Origin of the sequence: Pedobacter sp. AW31-3R (assembly GCF_052180285.1) — a bacterium.
GTDB lineage: Bacteria > Bacteroidota > Bacteroidia > Sphingobacteriales > Sphingobacteriaceae > Pedobacter.
In genome coordinates, this window is record NZ_CP197475.1 from 5324439 (window position 1) to 5340475 (window position 16037).

At 43.4% G+C, this 16037-nt stretch carries 8 protein-coding genes; 3 read left to right on the forward strand and 5 right to left on the reverse strand.

Annotated features, from left to right (window positions below; all coding sequences use genetic code 11):
* Positions 1 to 51 precede the first annotated feature (51 nt).
* The 3 genes from ACSBL2_RS21930 (at position 52) to ACSBL2_RS21940 (ending at position 2914) form a co-directional block, all read left to right on the forward strand.
* A complete protein-coding gene (locus ACSBL2_RS21930; protein ID WP_442588697.1) occupies positions 52 to 1101 on the forward strand; it encodes a hypothetical protein in 1050 nt (349 codons plus the stop codon).
* A 221-nt stretch (positions 1102 to 1322) separates the two neighbouring features.
* Positions 1323 to 2120 carry a Fic family protein gene (locus ACSBL2_RS21935; RefSeq protein WP_442588698.1) on the forward strand — a complete coding sequence of 266 codons (798 nt, stop codon included), beginning with the start codon at positions 1323 to 1325 and terminating at the stop codon, positions 2118 to 2120.
* Between the two features lie 206 nt (positions 2121 to 2326).
* The gene (locus ACSBL2_RS21940) at positions 2327 to 2914 is read left to right on the forward strand and encodes a HupE/UreJ family protein (protein ID WP_442588699.1); all 588 of its coding nucleotides are present in this window, start codon (positions 2327 to 2329) and stop codon (positions 2912 to 2914) included.
* Here the strand turns inward: ACSBL2_RS21940 and ACSBL2_RS21945 are convergent.
* From ACSBL2_RS21945 to ACSBL2_RS21965, 5 genes are all read right to left on the reverse strand, one after another.
* Positions 2911 to 5988, reverse strand: coding sequence for a DNA gyrase/topoisomerase IV subunit A (locus ACSBL2_RS21945; protein WP_442588700.1), 3078 nt, complete (start codon positions 5986 to 5988; stop codon positions 2911 to 2913). The two genes, ACSBL2_RS21940 and ACSBL2_RS21945, sit on opposite strands and share 4 nt — an antisense overlap.
* 362 nt (positions 5989 to 6350) lie before the next feature.
* Positions 6351 to 8090, reverse strand: a complete 1740-nt coding sequence (locus ACSBL2_RS21950) for a RagB/SusD family nutrient uptake outer membrane protein (RefSeq protein WP_442588701.1) — start codon at positions 8088 to 8090, stop codon at positions 6351 to 6353.
* Between the two features lie 10 nt (positions 8091 to 8100).
* Positions 8101 to 11196 carry a SusC/RagA family TonB-linked outer membrane protein gene (locus ACSBL2_RS21955; protein ID WP_442588702.1) on the reverse strand — a complete coding sequence of 1032 codons (3096 nt, stop codon included), beginning with the start codon at positions 11194 to 11196 and terminating at the stop codon, positions 8101 to 8103.
* Positions 11197 to 11231: 35 nt separating this feature from the next.
* Positions 11232 to 12932, reverse strand: a complete 1701-nt coding sequence (locus ACSBL2_RS21960; RefSeq protein ID WP_442588703.1) for a RagB/SusD family nutrient uptake outer membrane protein — start codon at positions 12930 to 12932, stop codon at positions 11232 to 11234.
* Positions 12933 to 12945: 13 nt separating this feature from the next.
* Positions 12946 to 15948 carry a SusC/RagA family TonB-linked outer membrane protein gene (locus tag ACSBL2_RS21965; protein WP_442588704.1) on the reverse strand — a complete coding sequence of 1001 codons (3003 nt, stop codon included), beginning with the start codon at positions 15946 to 15948 and terminating at the stop codon, positions 12946 to 12948.
* Between the last annotated feature and the right edge of the window lie 89 nt (positions 15949 to 16037).

Sequence of the window (16037 nt, forward strand, 5' to 3'; positions counted from 1 at the left end):
TAGTTTTGCGCTGAAAGATCAAAAGTATCTATTTAAACCTTACAATATCCTATGAAATTACCTCAACTAGCAGGAACTTTACTCATTGCATTGACGTCCATTGCATTGTTTGCCAATTGCAGTTCCAATGCAAACAAAAAAAACGGAGATGTTAAATCTGCACTTACAGCTGCAGGTGATTCTACCGGCACTGCCCCGGCAGATACTAGCCGCAAGCCGATTGATACCGCTAAGTATACTGCTTTAATGCTGAAACTGGCCAATGGAGATACCACAGGTAAATGGCCTGTCAAACCACAGCCCTATCCCCTGCCGGGCGCCATATTGCCCTTCAAGAGAATCGTTGTTTACTACGGTAACCTGCATTCCAAAAAAATGGGTGCCCTGGGAGAGTATGCCCCTAAAGAAATGTGGAGCAGATTAAATGCAGAAGTAAAAAGATGGGAAAAGGTAGATCCTTCCACTCCTGTACAGGCCGGTGTACACTATATTGCTGCTGTTGCCAGCGGTACCCCCGGAAAAGATGGGAAATATATCAACAGAATGGGCGATAAACAAATTGATTCTGTCATCAAGATCGCCAAGATGCATGATGGGATTGTATTCCTGGATTTACAGGTAGCCCTGAGCAATATCAAGGATGAATTGCCAAGAATAGAAAAATACCTGAAAATGCCACATGTTCATTTGGGTATCGACCCTGAATTCTCTATGAAAGACGGCTCTAAGCCGGGCAAGAGAATCGGTACGTATGATGCAGCAGATATCAACTACTGCTCACAGTACTTAACCAACCTGGTAAAAAAATATAACCTCCCTCCAAAAGTATTTACGGTTCACCGTTTCACCAGAAAAATGGTGACCAACTATAAAAACATCAAATTGCGTCCTGAAGTTCAGATTGTGATGCATATGGATGGATGGGGCGAACCGGATCTTAAAAAAGGAACTTACCGTCACTTTATCTATGGTGAACCCGTTGAATTCACCGGATTTAAATTGTTCTATAAAAATGATTTAAAGAAAGCACCGAATCGTTTGATGACTCCAGAGGAACTGATGAAACTGACTCCGGTACCTATTTATATTCAGTACCAGTAATACTGTTCCTGCTTATACCAGTATCTATTTATAGACAAAGGCTGTATCAAATTCAAAAGATACGGCCTTTGTTTTTGCAGGCAATATTTTGGGTTGGTAAAATTGCTGGTCTTCGTGTTCCTTTGGATATTTTGGCCCATCGCTCCAAAACCAGTTTTTTTATGCTGCTTTTTTGTGTAGCTTGCTATATCAGTGCATGGTCGTATATTTGTAATCATTACATGGATATAGTTAAACTCATAGCGCAATATAAAAAACTTGGAATCAATGAGGTCATAGATCATGAGAAATTCAATCTGATTTCAATTGTGCACCATTCCACCCGGATTGAAGGTTCTACCCTTACCGGTATTGAAACCCAGGTTTTACTGAACGAAGGATTGACACCTAAAGGCAAACCTTTGCACGAGAGTTTAATGGTTACAGACCACTTTGCGGCACTCAAATATGGGCTGGAACATGCAAAAGTTCAGGCACCCATTACTGTTGAATTCATACAAAAGCTGAATGCGCTCATTGTTAAAAATACGACGAGTACATACCATACGGTTTTCGGAACCATTGATGCGGCTACAGGTGCTTTTCGTAAAGGGAATGTCACTGCTGGTGAGACTTATTTCCCGAATTTTAATAAGGTGGAATCGCTTACTGCTGGTTTAGTTTCAGAAATCTCTGCCAAAATGAAGCTCAACCTAAGCACTCGAGCGCAACTGGATTTATCCTATGATGCACATTTCAATTTAGTGAGTATCCATCCGTTTTATGATGGCAACGGAAGAACTTCCAGATTATTAATGAATTATATTCAGGCAGGATATAAACTTCCGCTGGCTATTGTGAACAATGAAACGAAGGCGGATTACTATCAGGCATTAATTGATACAAGAGAAAAAGGGGACATTCGAATCTTCAGATCTTTTATGGATGAGGAATACCAGAGATTACTGAGTGCTGAAATTAAAAAGTTTCAGCAAATGGTCCATCCTAAAAAAGGGAGTGGGTACACCTTTTTATTCTAAGGCCCGAATACGATCCTGATAATTTATCGACTTTACTCATGAGCCTTACAGACTGTCATTCCATGTAGAGAATTTTCTATAAAAAATCAATATGAATACCAAATACGAGTTCGAGCAACTTCAACGCATGTAATAATTTTGTGTGGCACTCCAATAAATCAACCTATTCATTCTCATTAATCATATAAAATAAATATTTTAGTCCGATGCAGGATTTCCCATTATACTTTGAGCTCGGATGGCAACATATTTTAGACTGGAAAGGATACGACCATATCTTATTTGTAATGGTCTTTTGTGGCATTTACAGCCTGTCTGACTGGAGAAAGGTCCTGCTACTGGTGACTGCCTTCACTATCGGACACAGTGTAACCCTTGCCTTAAGTGTATTAAAAATCATTACTGTCAACACAAATCTGATAGAATTCCTGATTCCTGTGACTATCCTGGTTACCGCCTTCTCCAATATCGTCTCCAAAAAAGCCAGCAGTAAAGGGATTACCTTCAAATATATACTGGCTCTGTTTTTCGGGCTCATCCATGGTATGGGTTTCTCCAATTATCTGAACAGCCTGCTGGGAAAAAGTACAAACATCGTTGCAGAACTCTTTGCTTTCAATATCGGTCTTGAATTTGGCCAGATCCTCATTGTCATCGCGACCTTGCTGCTTTCTTTCATCCTCATCAACATCTTCAAAATCAAAAAATGGGACTGGACATTTTTCCTTTCCTCTGCCATTTTCGGGATCTCCTTTATCATGGCAGCGGAAAGGTTACCGGGCTTATTGAATTAAAACAAATCCAGCTGTCCCTGGTCTTCCAGGTCATCCGGATTCGTAATTTCCAGTTTAATATCTTTATTGGGTTTATTCTCTTTAGTTACTTTACTGGAGGCATCATCAGATTTACGCTGTTTATCTTCCTGATCAGTTACTTCATCAACGCTCTTCTCCGCAGCAGGACTTAACTTCGTCGTCTTGCCCGCAGCAGAACTTCCCCATGATTTTTTTACTTTAGGGGCAGGTGCCGCAACTTTTTCCTCAGCACTAGCCTGTCCAACTGTATCAGCCTGGTCAACAGGATCAGCTTGGTCAACAGGATCAGCATGGTCAACAATTCCTGATGCAGACGACACCTCATCAGATTCAACAACATTGGGTTCTTCAGCCTGTTCAACTTCAGATTGCTTCACTGCAAATGGTATCACAGCAACTTCTTCTTCCTCAACGGCCAGATCCTCTTCTGCTGGTGCTGCTTTTGCTACAGGAGATACTTTTTCCAGTGCGAACAAGGTATCCGGTTCTTCAGCCAGATTTTCTTCAGCTTCAGCTTCTTTTTCATCGGCACCTTCATCCAGGCTCAGCTCCAGTTCTTCATGATTAGAGATTTCAATTTTCTTCACCTCATGCTGACTCAGCCGGTTCCCGTTTGCCCTGATCCCTTTCAGGTCAATAAATTCAGCGAGAACCACTTCAAGCGTCTCCGGAATCTGGGTTTTCCCTTTCAGCACATCTACTGTCAATGTTGCTGCCGGATTACCCGTCAGGTACATAAACCTCGAGCCGCTTTCCTCACTGATTAAAGTCTGTTTTTTGCCTATCGCAATCGCCTCAAATACAAAACGTTTAATGTAATAATTCTTTGCTTTTCCTTCAAAGTGGACCACAGCAAAAGGTTTCTCCGGATCAAACTTCTGGATCAGCAGCAGATCGGCATCAAAGTGGTTACTCAGTTCAAAAGAACTCAGTTCATACCAGCCATCTTTATGTACCTGCAGGATCCTGTCATCCCCATCAAACTCTCCCAAATACTTGCCCCTGCCATCCACATTCAGCCTTCTCAGCAACTCATCATACCAGATCTTCAGGCCTGAAAGTGTACTTACCCCTTTGCTCTTCAGCAGGATTTTCTTCACAGGATATTTGGAAACAATATTCCCCTGGGAGGCACGCCCTTTAATCGCAATATCCGCAAAATCCATATCGAACTGTAGCTTCTTCAGCTTGGTATGCGGTTTAAGCATCACTGTAACAATCTCCGCTTCACCGTTAGGGTTGGCGGTAAAGTATAATATTTTGGAGCCTTTACTGCCCTTCGTTAAATCATACTCCTTATCGCGTGTAATCCCTATCACCGCAAAACGCTTGATGTAGGAAACACCGCTTGCAGCATCCTTATAAATCAGGTTATAAATGGTACGCTCATCATTCTTTTTAAACACCTGTGCATAAAGGATATTCTTACCCACAAACTGTTTATCGGCAACTTTCGTGATGATACACTTTCCGTCCTCACGGAAAACAATGATATCGTCAAGGTCCGAACAATCCGCAATAAACTCATCTTTCTTCAATCCCGTACCGATAAAACCATCTTCACGGTTCACGTATACTTTCACATTCGCCAGTGCCACTTTCGAAGCTTCTACCCTGTCGAACAGTCGGATTTCAGTTTTACGCTCCCTGCCTTTCCCATATTTATCCTTCAACCGCTGAAACCAGGCAATTGCATAATCGGTAAGGTGGCGAAGATGGTTTTTCACTACCTTGATCTCATCCGACAGCGACTTCATTTGCTCGTCGGCCTTCTTCACATCAAAGCGTGTAATACTGCTCATCGGTTTATCGATCAGCTTTTTAAAATCTTCAGGCAAAATCTCCCTGTACAGTTGATCCTTAAAAGGCGCGAACAAAATATTCAACACCCCCACTACCGCATCAAAGTTTCCGGAATTCTCATAGTCAGGATGTTTATACATCCCTTCCTGAATAAATATTTTCAGTAATGAACTGAAGAAAATCTTCTCCTGTAGTTCATGTAACTTAATCTCAAGCTCCTGCTTTAACAGGTCTTTGGTATTCTGTGTATTCTGTATCAGAATATCATTCACCGTCAGAAATTGAGGCTTATCATTCTTAATGATACAGGTATTCGGGGAAATAGACACCTCGCAGGAAGTAAAGGCGTATAAAGCATCAATAGTTACATCAGGTGATATTCCCGGTGCCAGTTGAATCACAATCTCCACATTCGCAGCCGTATTGTCTTCAATTTTCCTGATTTTGATTTTTCCTTTATCATTGGCAGAAAGGATACTGTCAATAACAGATCCCGTAGTGGTACTGTAAGGTATTTCTGTAATGACCAGTGTTTTCTTATCCTTCTCTGTAATTTTTGCCCTTACGCGGACTTTTCCACCGCGCATCCCCTCATTATATGCAGAAAAATCTGCCATTCCACCGGTAAAGAAATCGGGCAGGATATTTGGCCTGTTGCCTTGCAGCACTTCAATGGAAGCATCCAGCAATTCAATAAAATTATGGGGCATCACTTTCGTGGCCAAACCAACCGCAATACCTTCAGCTCCCTGTGCCAGCAATAGCGGGAACTTTACAGGTAAGGTGAGCGGTTCATTATTCCGTCCATCGTAACTCAGCTGCCAGATGGTCGTATCAGAGTTGAAAACGACCTCATTGGCAAATTTGGATAACCTTGCTTCAATATAACGGGGTGCTGCTGCACTGTCACCGGTAATCGGGTCACCCCAGTTCCCCTGGCAATCAATAAGCAGGTCTTTCTGCCCGATCTGCACCATGGCATCACCAATAGAAGCATCCCCGTGCGGGTGGTACTTCATCGTGTTACCGATCACGTTCGCCGCTTTATTGAAACGTCCATCGTCCATTTCTTTCAGCGAATGCATAATTCTACGTTGAACCGGCTTCAAACCATCATTGATATGGGGTACAGCGCGGTCCAAAATTACATAGGAGGCGTAATCGAGGAACCAGTTTTCGTATAGTCCGTTAATAGGGATTACGTTATGTTTTGTCTCTTCGTTTACGTTGTTATCTAATTCGTCGCTCATTAAGAAAATTGTTGGATGTTGTAAATATAAGGCATCCTGTCAAATTTAGGGAACACAATTTTCCAACACTTTACCAACACTGTTTCTATATCAGATATTTATAAACAGCAATAACCCCTACAAGCTTACTGTCCTCTTCGATTGATCCGTCTCCTATAGGTAATGATTCGCCTCAGTAAGCCGAAGGTGTTTTAATATTATAAAATACATCCTGTACCTACCTATAAGCATTGCTGTTGTTTAGGAAACAACAGCAATACTTATAAAAGCCGGAAAAATAAGTGACCAGGTTTCAGCACTCATATGCCAAGCATTCATGTTTAACAAAAAAAATGTTGATCAGGAGGTACTATCCATACCACTTAATAACCCGGATTCTGAACCATCGCTGTCATTTTCAGAATTTCCACCTGCGGAATAGGCATTAAATATTGTTTAGGCCTGAAAACATGCATACGAATGGTATTTACAACTTCATAAGTGAAAATATCGCCAGTTTTGGTAATTTTCATCGCCTTGTTATATCCGTTATTTACAGCTTCAGCAATTTTCCATCTCCTGATGTCATTCCACCTGTGGTCCTCATTCATCAGTTCCACTCTTCTTTCATTCTGGATAAAGGTTCTCATTTCCTCTGTAGTCATCCCGGCCTTCATTCCATACAGTCCATCTGCTCCTTCATCAATACCTGCACGCCTGCGTATGGCTGCCAGCTTCGGATAGGCCAGGGATGTCTGACCAGCTTCATTGATGGCTTCCGCGTAGTTAAGCAGCATCTCGGCATAACGCATCAGGGGAAGTCCTCTTTCCGTCACAAAGGAACTGTTCGAGGAGATATTCACATCACACAGCTTCCGGCCATAATAACCTGTAGTTGTCGGTCCGGTGCCCACCAGCAGATACCCGTCCGTAGGGGCATTGAGATAAGTATTTACCGGCGCTAAATTCCCTGTACTGGTACTGTAATAAAGTGCTCCGTTATGAATGATGGAATAATAGAAACGGGGGTCACGGTTTACATAGGGATTTGCCGGATCAAAACCAGAGCTTGCATCATAGGTAGACTTCCCGTTTTTCATAGGAAAGGCCCTTGCCAATTGCTCCGTAGGCTGGGAGTTTTTAGCCCCACCCCTGCTTGGTGGATTGTAATACCATTCCAGGTCCCTGTTGGTGCCGCGGTTAGCCATAAAAATAGACTCCGTATTGGGAAATCTTTTCAGAAAGGTATTGTAAAAACCATAACCGGCAGCGGTTGTATTGTCCTCCATAAGGCTATAATAACCGGAGTTAATCACTGCTTCGGCAGCATCCGCGGCCTTTTGCCAGTGCGATACATCATAAGCCGGGTAACTCACTACTTTAGCCAGTTCGCCTGTAGCCACAGATTGCCCATTAAACAAGGGACTGGCAGCGTATAACAATACTCTCGCTTTCAAGGCCAGACACGCGCCCCTGGTTGCTCTCCCATAATTTTCCTCGGCATAACCTGAAGGGGCAGGGAGTATAGCGGCAACAGCATCAAGTTCAGAAACTACATAATTTACCGATTCCTCAAAAGAAGACCTGGGTATATTAATGATATCATTAATGCCAAATACCTGATCACCGATCAGTGGAACACCGCCAAAATTAACCAGTAAAAAATGATAGTACCAGGCCCGCAAGTACCGGGCTTCTCCAAGCATTCTCGTCTTTAGCGCCGCAGAAAGTGGTGCACCGCCAATTTTCGCAATCAACTGGTTTACCTTACGGACATTGGAATATGGGGTAGACCAGAAGTCGGGTACCGCGCCCTGAGAAAAGAAGTTGTTGGGTGAAATGGTGCCATTATACATAATCACCGCAAACTGGCCAGTACCTGAATACGAATACTCTGCATCATCGGTAGCCTGCTCTGTATTTCCATGGGAACTGAACCTTCCTTTTTCAAAACTGTAGCCAACAGCACTGTAAATGTTGTTCAGGAATCCCACAGTTTTAGCACTATCCGTAAATATAGTTTCTTCCGTATCACCGGTATTGGCCTGGTTATCCAGACTGGCTCCCTTTTTACAGGAAGCGATAGCCAAAGCACAAATAAATAAAATAAATATCTTTTTCATAGCAAACACATTAAAACGTAACACTTAATCCAATATTGAAAATTTTCTGGGGCGGGTAGCCAATCTTGTCGTTTGCTGTATTGGACTCCGGATCAAACTGATAACGTTTGGATAGGTTCGACCAGGTCAGCAGGTTATATCCATTCAGGTAAGTGCGGATATTCTGTACTTTAAGTCTTGTCAACAGCTTTTGTGGTAAAGTATATCCCAGCTCTATATTTTTCAATCTCAGGTAGTTCCCTTTTATAGACCAGAAGGTAGATGGATACGAAGCTGCGCTGCTCATGCCGGGTGTAAATGATAACCTGGGATACTGTGCAGCATCACCCAATTCAGGCGTCCAGTAGTTCTGGTGGTTGGAGGTCAGGTTAGAGCTAAATGCCTGAATTCCTTCTGCTATAGCCCGGATATCGTAATTCAGGGCACCCTGGAATAGGGCGGAGAAGGAGAAATTTTTATAATTAAACCCTAAATTCAAGCCATAATAGCTATTCGGTAAGTTGGGCATCCCCGTGTAAGACATATCATAAGGATCAATTTTTCCATCACCATTGAGGTCTGCATATTTCAAATCGCCTATTCTTGGGCTGATCTCTGTTGTCGGACTGGCAGCAATATCTTCCGCCGAAGTATAGAAACCTATCCATTGATACAATAGGCCGGAACCAATACTGTTACCTGTTAACTGTTGATAAGGAAAAGCGGCGGCAGGCTCATCCCTGTACAGGATCTTGTTTTTAGCATACGAATAATTCGCAGTGACCGACACCCCCAGTTCCCCGAACCTATCTTTATAGGTCAGCTCAATTTCTCCCCCCTGATTTCTAACCCTTCCTAAATTCACCGGGGGTAAGCCTACACCGAATACGGCAGATACGGTACCCCTGGTTGTCATGATATCGTAGCGGTTATTCCTGAATACGTCAATACTCCCGGCAAGTTTGTTGTCAAACAACGCAAACTCCAGGGCAATATCCAGTTTTTTCTCCCGCTCCCAGGTTACTGCATTGTTTCCTAATGTTCCCTCATAGAACCCCGTATACCAATTGCTGCCCGATCCGAAATTTGCACTTCCTCCCGAGTAATAGTTCTGCAGATAATAATAGTTGAACTCATCTCCAATCTTGTCATTCCCCACAACCCCATACGAACCTCTTAACTTCAAGTAGTTAACCACTTTGACATTGTTCTTAAAAAATGGCTCCGAAGAGATATTCCATCCTGCAGATACTGCCGGGAAAAACCCAAATTTATCATCTCCAAAGCGGTCAGATCCATTGTAGGCAGCATTAAACTGAAGCAGGTATTTATCGTCAAAATCGTAACCTACCCTGCCCGAGTATCCCTGGAAGTTATTCGGCACGAAATTATATACAGAGTTACCACTGTATTTAAGTACCGTATTGCGGTTACTCAGTGCCAGACCATATACATGGTGCTTGGCAAAAGTACGGTCATAGTTTAAATGAATCTGTGTATTCAGGTTCCTTTCCGTACTTCCTGCACTGTATCCTATAAAATACCGTCTTACCCTGTAAATATTGATATCACGCGGGGTATAGGTATCATTTGCCGGATTATAGATGAAAGAAGGAAACTGATCCCTGGTCATATTCCTGTTATAGGAATACTTACTCGAATAAGAAACTACCCCTTTTAAAGACAGGCCTTTGGTGATAAAATCCAGTTTCTGATTGGCATTACCTATAAAGAACATATTGTTTTCATGCTGCCTGGTATACCCATAATGCGCTATCCGCCCTACGATATTATTCTGGTTGTACAGCGGATTTTCATCCCTCTGCCAGGTGCTGTAGCCGAAACTGCCGTCCGGATTATAGATCGGATACGCCCATGGCGCCAAAGAAAGAAAACTTACATAATCATAAAACACATCATTTTTACCAAATGCACTTCCAATGTTATTTTCATTCGTGATGGCCACATTACCATATAAATCAATCCTCAGGTCTAATGTTTTGGTCGCCTTGATGTCTAAATTGGAACGGTAATTATACCTGTTATAATAAAAGTTAGAGTTTACCCCATTTTCCTCCACACTGTATTCCTGCAACATTCCGTCCTGGGTAAGGTATCCGGCAGAGACAAAGTACTTCACCTTATCTGTACCCCCGTCAATATCAAAACTTGCTTTCGCCTGTGTACTGTAATCTTTAAATAACACACTTTTCCAGTCTATATTGGGATGGCCATAAGGATCCGAACCATCCTTAAACTTCTGCAGGTCATCAGCTGTAAAACGCTCCGACAGATTGTCATTCGCCCTCGCCTTATTGTACAGTATCGCCGATTCGTAAGAATCCAGGTATTCAGGCATCGTGGTCGGCGTCAGGATACTGAATTCATTTCTGTAGGTGATATTTGGCTTGCCTTTCTTGCCCCTGCGGGTGGTTACCACCAACACGCCATTCGCACCTTTTACCCCATAAATCGCAGTCGTAGCCGCATCCTTAAGGATACTTACATTTTCAATCTCATTGGCATCAAGCAAAGAGAACTGGTCGTAATCGTATTCAATATCATCTACAATAATCAAGGGTTTATTTGATCCCGTGTTATAAGAACTTACCCCGCGGATAAAAAAATCAGCCCCATCAGATCCAGGCTTCCCCGACCTTTGCTGGGCAGAATATCCCGGCAAACGGCCTACCAGGGTATTCTGCAAACTGGCAGAGGGATTTTGCCTGATTTCCTGTCCCGAAATTGTACTCACCGCCCCGGTTAAGGTGAGTTTCTTCTGCTTTCCATAACCGAGGATCACCACCTCTTCCAAGTCATTGTTATCAGTTTCCATCCTGACATTGATAGTGGTCTTGTTTCCAACGGTGATTTGCTGGGTGATATACCCAATATAGATCACCTGTATAATCCCTGTTTTCCCTCTCAGCGAGATTTTATACTTTCCATCACCATTGGTGAGCACGACATTACCGGCAACGTCCTTTTCTTTTACCGAAACCCCAACCATAGGTCCGATATTATCTCTCACAATACCCTCTACCACGCGGGTCTGGGCACTCCCTTTTTCCGGCATACAGAAAAAGAGCAGGGCCGTAATGATTTGATATAAATATTTTCTGTTCATTTGAATAGCTTTAATGATGGGTACTATTGAATAAATTACCAACCTTCGTTTTGTACCAGGTTTACATTTTTTGTGATCTCACTATAGGGAATAGGCATGTGATACAGCTTATTGGTAAAAACAGTGGTTGCGGCAACAATCGTCGCGTAACTGAAGCTGTTGTCTGTATTTTTAGTGATTCTGGTACCTGATAAATTTCCATTTAAAACAACCGGTGCCGTTTTCCATCTCCTGATATCCCAAAAACGGTGCTCTTCAAAGGCAAGTTCTATCCTTCGCTCATTCTGGATCAATGTTCGCATCTCTTCCTGACTAATGCCTGCAGGTATGCCATAGGCCGAGTTTGTCCCCGCTTGTATTCCTGCTCTTCTTCTGATGGCGATAATTTGTGTCACAGCCTCCGTGGTACGGCCAACCTCATTTAGCGCCTCCGCATAATTCAGCAATACCTCCGCATAGCGGAAAAGGATAAAATTGTGCGCCTGGTTACTGTAGGTGGTATTGGTAGCAAAATTGGCCATAAACTTGCGGAGGTAATAACCCGTTTTGGTCTGCACGACATTACCTCCTGGTTTATCCAAACCACCTTCATAGGTTTGTACCGCACGGTTAAGCCAGGTATATCCATTATAAAAAACCGTTAATGCCAAACGCGGATCCCTGTTTGCATAAGGTTGTGCAGGGTCATAGCCTGAAGCAGGACTAGTGCTGTTGATCGCTATCCCCGTATTCATCGGGAAAGCATTGACAAGGTCAGCAGTAGGACTGGTTCTTCCATAACTGATTGCTGGTGTACCATAGCCAACCGGAGCATTGTTGGTTTCTATCTCAAAATTCGCATACGTTTGCTTACTCAGGATCACCTCACTGTTTTTGTTCACGGTAAACACATTTTGAAAAGAAGCCTGCAGACCGTAATAATTTAATGCCATCAATTCCTCAGCAGAATTGATGACCAGCTGCCAGCGGTTCGCATCGTAGGAAGGATACCCTGTCAGTGCTTTTACCGCAGCATTACCTTCAAAGCCTCCTCCATTAAATAACGGACTTGCGCTATACAGCTGAACGCGGTTTTTTAAGGCTATCGCCGCACCTTTAGGTATCCGTCCCCAATCTGAAGCCCCGTAGTTCGCTCCCGATTCTAAGCGGAGACTGTCTTTTACCGCATCACATTCCGTTACGATATAATTTACACATTCCGCAAAACTCCCTCTTGGCAGTTCCAGGTTATCATTGATGGAGAAAATCCTGTCGCCCACCAAGGGTACCCCACCGTACCGTTTAAGCAATTCAAAATACATTAACGACCTGATAAACCGGGCTTCTGCTTTCCAGTACCTTTTGGTTACTGCCGCCATTGGTACCTGATCAATATTAGCCAGGAAAATATTGGCAGCCCTGACACCGCTATAGCTTTCTCCCCAGTAGGGATCCGGATTATTCAGCACACTGATCCGCCCATTGGTGTAATACTCTACGGTCTGGTTATTGCGCGAAGGAATGGCATCTCCGGATGCCGCATCCAGGTAATCACCACCGATACGGTTAAATCCCCTGGGAATATAACTGTACACGCTATTCAGAAAAAAACCTGCCACAGTTCCGTTTTTATCCTTATCGTCCCATACCAATTCCGCATCAATCCAGTCTCTCGGTTCGGTCTCAATTCTTTTACAACCTGAGTACAGTGCTATTGCCTGTAAAAAGAACAACAGCATATATATATTTTTCTTCATTGATCTCATCTCTTTAAAGTTTAATGTTTATGCCCAAATTGATTAAGCGCTGAATAGGATAAGCCATGTTATACACCTCCGGATCCACGCGGTCATCAACCGAAACCGTGAAAAGATTGGTTCCACTGGCGAACACACGCAGTGATTGCAACCTGATCTTTCTTGTGATCACCTTTGGCACCGTATATCCTATTTCAATATTTTTCAACCTGAGGTAATTGCCGGATTTCATCCAGAAGGTAGAGGTCGCTTCATTGTTAATGTTCGTCCCTACGGTTAACCGTGGATATGCAGCAGTCGCAGCAGTAGCCGGTGTCCAGCGGTCCAGGTTATGCTCCCATGCCTGTCCTAAACCATTATTTTGAAAAGCCCATTCGGTGGCTCCCGACAAGTAGATTTTTCTGTTCAAGGCACCCTGTACCAAAGCATTCAGGTCAAATGCTTTCCATTGGAACCCTAAACTTAATCCGTAAAAGAAAAGTGGCTTCGTTGCGCCAATCGCCGTCTGATCGAACTGATTAATCAATCCATCTCCGTTTAGGTCTTTGTATTTAATATCCCCAGGATGGGCGGTATATCCTTCATATTTCGGGCTATTATTGATTTCAGTCTGCGACTGGAATAGACCATCCGCAATATAACCGAAAGTCTGCCCCACCATTTGTCCCGTTCGTTTCATCCAGGAATAAGGCTGGATAACTTCATCAATATAGGACACTTCAGATTCCTGCAGTCCCCCCGTAAAAGCAAGGAAATAGCTTAGGTCATTCTTCAGCGTCTGCTGCCAGTTCAGGCTAAAATCCCAGCCACGGTAAGTATATTCCCCAATATTCTCATTCGGATAAACCTGTCCCAATAAGGCAGAGTTCTTACCCCTGACCATCAATAAATCGTAATATTTATTGTTGTAATATTCCGCTTTAAATCCAAGATGGCTGTTAAACAGCGTACCCTGAACTCCGGCATTGAGCTTTTTGGCCTGCTCAAAACTTACATTCGCATTTGCGATAGGCTGCTCAAAAATACTGGTATTGGAGCCGGCACTGGAGCCGAAATAAATTCCGCTTCCATCATAATACCGCTGGATATAAGAAAAATAACCAGGGTTGTCATTTCCATTCTTACCATAAGAGGTAAATAATTTCAGGTCATTCAATACCTTGTTTTTTGGAAAAAAATCCTCCCGGCCAATATGCCAGGAAAGCCCTGCCGCAGGGAAGAAACCAAACTTGTAATCCCCATCCGGCGGATAGTAATTAGACCCGTTGTAGGCCATCGCAAATTCAGCGGTATACTTCTCATTGTAGGTATAGGCTGCCCTTCCGGAAATCCCTTTTAAAGTATAAGGCAGATTGGAATCTGCAACGGTATTGTCACGGTTGGCGAAGATGACACTGCTGATTGCATTCTTTCCGATGGTCCTATCGTATCCCAGTTTCAGCTCCATATAATCTGATCGGCTCTGATAAGCTATCGCGTTACTATTGCCTTGGGTTCCATTGGTTCCATACTGTGTATAAAGGCCAGTCTGCGCGTTGTAGGCAAAACTTGCGAAAGACTTCGTCCGGTATATATCTTCAGAAATGGTGGAATAAAGGGAAGCCGCTGCCCTTATCCATAAACCTTCAGTGATCTCATTCAGCGTACGTTTCAGAAACAAATCTGCCAGTACATCACGTTTATAGTTGGAAGTATAACCGGAATTTATCGCCTGCCCCAAAACATTGGTCTGGTAGCTTGCAGAAGTACCATAGGTACCATCCGGATTAAAAACCGGATAAGCATTTGCCGGTGTATTCTGGATGTAGGAATAAAGCAGGGGCGCATAACCATAGCCTGGCTCATTGCCATTAAGGATACGGCCGAACAAATTTACTCCCGCAGAAAGGTTCTTATTGAGGTTAATATCTACATTGGACCGGACTACATAACTGAGGAATTTATTATTGGTATCATAACTATTTTCATCGGAAGTCTGCATAAAACCGATCTGGTTGATATGCTGCATGGATACAAAGTATTTCCCCCAATCATTTCCGCCTGTGATGTTAAGGGAATACTGGTCCATCCGTGTATTTGGTTTTATGGTCTGGTCTATCCAGTTTACATCAGGGTGGCCATAAGGATCTGTATGGTTCTGATAGGCTGCAAGATCCGCCTGTGTGTAGGGCTGCGCCAGTCCGTCATTTGCCGCTGCTTCATTATATAAAGTGGCATAATTGAATGCATTCAGCGACTGTGGAACTTTGAGCGATTTCTGGAAAGCCGTTTGTGCAGTAAAGGAGATCATCTGGTTTGCTTTAGAGCCCCTCTTGGTGGTAATCAGCAATGCGCCATTAAACCCTTTACCGCCTAACATTGCATTCCCCAGCGCATCCTTAACTACCGTTACCGATGCGATCTCTTCCAGGTTGAAAATTGATAGTCCGCGGGGTACACCATCTATAATCACCAGGGGTGACCGGCCCCTCAGACTCAGAGAAGAGCCATCCCCCCCAGGCTGTCCGGAAGATTGCAGGGCATATAAACCAGCGAGCCTGCCAGTCAATGCTGTAGAGACAGAGGTAACGGGCATCCTGGTCACATCAGAAGAATAAACCGCATCAGTAGAAGCAGCCGTCTGGTTGGGATTCGCAGTGACCCCGAATAAAAGCCGTACCTCACGGTTTTGCTTGAGGACCACATTTTTTGAATGGATCACAATCACGGTGGTATCTGTATCGTTAATGGTGTACTTAAAGAGCGCCTGGTCATTCAGGCTCATCAAGAGCACATCTTGTTTTCTGGCGCCAACAGAAAAGATACCATCAGCGTCAGAAATAGTTTTAAGCCCCGTTCTTTGTACCTTAACGGTTATATTTTTCAGGGGGGACCGGTTTTCATCGGTTATTGTTGCAGTAAATCTGGCGGTATCCTGCTGAACAATAGAAATGGCCGAATGTGCACTTTCTGCGAATAACATAAGCATACCGAGCAGAAAAACACCCCGTATTTTTTGTAGTGGTTCTTTCATCATATTTGGAGTTAATTAATTTATTGAGCTAGGGTAAGGACACAGGAATAGCCTACAGCTATAGGATACCATAGCAGTTACATCTGTGTTTG